The sequence below is a fragment of the Natrinema soli genome, assembly GCF_028618695.1.
Genome location: NZ_JAQIVI010000126.1, coordinates 1 through 1,606 on the forward strand (window position 1 = coordinate 1; position 1,606 = coordinate 1,606).

The 1,606-nt window shown below is 62.6% G+C and carries 2 protein-coding genes and 2 pseudogenes; 3 read left to right on the forward strand and 1 reads right to left on the reverse strand.

From position 1 onward, the window contains the following. From PGX04_RS08550 to PGX04_RS08560, 3 genes and pseudogenes are all read left to right on the forward strand, one after another. Positions 1–135 (forward strand): annotated as a pseudogene (locus PGX04_RS08550) (DUF84 domain-containing protein); the annotation flags it as partial. 266 nt (positions 136–401) lie between these two features. Then, positions 402–635, forward strand: a complete 234-nt coding sequence (locus PGX04_RS08555; protein ID WP_273738119.1) for a DUF7123 family protein — start codon at positions 402–404, stop codon at positions 633–635. A gap of 118 nt (positions 636–753) precedes the next feature. Then, complete coding sequence (locus tag PGX04_RS08560; RefSeq protein ID WP_273738120.1) at positions 754–1,404, forward strand: HAD family hydrolase; 651 nt, start codon at positions 754–756, stop codon at positions 1,402–1,404. A gap of 48 nt (positions 1,405–1,452) precedes the next feature. Here the strand turns inward: PGX04_RS08560 and PGX04_RS08565 are convergent. Further along, positions 1,453–1,606: pseudogene (locus tag PGX04_RS08565) on the reverse strand (winged helix-turn-helix transcriptional regulator); the annotation flags it as partial.

A 1,606-nucleotide genomic window follows, 5' to 3' on the forward strand; every position in this document is an offset into this window, starting at 1 on the left:
GAGGGCGTCGCCGAGTCCGACGGAGCCGCTGGCGCGCTCACCGCCGGACTGACCGATCGGACGCGAGCGCTCGGCCAAGCGGTCGCGTCCTCGTTCGGCCCGATCGTAACACAGTATTACGACGTGGACAACTGACTATATTACGACGTGGACGACTGACGATCGCCCCTGGCACGCGATCGCGTTCGTTGCGCTCCGTTCGGTACCTCGATCGTCTCCCGACGCCCGGAAACCGTCACGAACAAACGATAGTCGCGGAGTAGGATGTATTAACCGGTCGTACCAACGAAACCTTTCCATCCGGTTATTGATCTCTTACCCCCCGGGAAAAACCGCACGTCTGCAGCGGGTTAACCGGACGTACCAAACCCCCTAAGGCCATTCCTGTCTTCCGACCGTGTATGAGCACTGCAATGGCCCCCGACCTCACGAGCAAACAACAGCAGATTCTGGAGTACCTCCGGAACAACGCGGCGACGAAGACGTACTTCAAATCTCGCCTCATCGGCAAAGAGCTCGGTATGACGGCGAAAGAGGTCGGCTCGAACATCACCGCTCTCCAGAACGGTGACTACGATGTCGAGATCGAAAAATGGGGGTATTCCTCGAGTACCACCTGGAAAGTCGACATATAACGCCCCGTCGACGGCTCGACCCCGTGCGCTCGTAATTTACTGATCGTTCGGAACGACGAGCGACGGCTGGCAGCGATGCCGAACGCTCTTTTCCCTGCGGCTCCTCTGTCCACGATGAATGACGGTCGTCCTGTTCGACATGGACGGGGTCATCCTCGATGGCCCCCGGACCGATCCGCGCGTGTACGCAGACGCGGCCGACGCCGCCCTCGCCGAACTGGGTGCCGAGCCGACGGCGGCCCAGCGTCGCGACTTCAGGGATCACGACCACGAACTGATCCGAACGCACTGTGAGGCGCTCGAAATCGATCCGGCACGATTCTGGGAACTGAAGGAATCCCACGCCTCGAGCGGCACCCACGACCGACTCCGCTCGGGGGAGCGCGGCACCTACGACGATATCGACGCGATCCACGAGTTGGGCGAGCGAACCGCGATCGGTCTCGTCACCAACAACCGGCAGGAAACCGCCGAGTTCGTCGCCGACCACTTCGGATTCGATTTCGACGTCGTTCGCGGGCGAGATCCGACGTTCGAGGGATACGAGCGGCGCAAGCCCGATCCCTACTACATCGAGGACGCGCTCGATCGACTCGACGTCACGGACGGGTTCTACGTCGGCGACTCCCCGAAAGACGTCACGGCCGGCCGGGCTGCCGGCCTCGAGACCGCGTTCCTCCGACGGCCGCACAATCGCGGGCGCGAGCGGCCGTCGAACGCGACCGACGAGATCGAGTCGCTGACCGAGTTGCTGTCGCTGGTCGAGTAGTCGACTCGGAGTCGAAAGTAATCGTTTGTTACTGGCGGAAAATACTCGTTATCCCTGGTATTCGAGGTACTGATCCGCGTCTCGAGCGAGCGTGCGAGCGCGGTCGCCGAAGGAGTCCGCGTGGCCGACGACGAGCACCAGCACCGTCTCAGGCCGTTCGACGGCGTAGCCGTCGTCGCGCGAGAGGAGTCCGGCCGCCTCG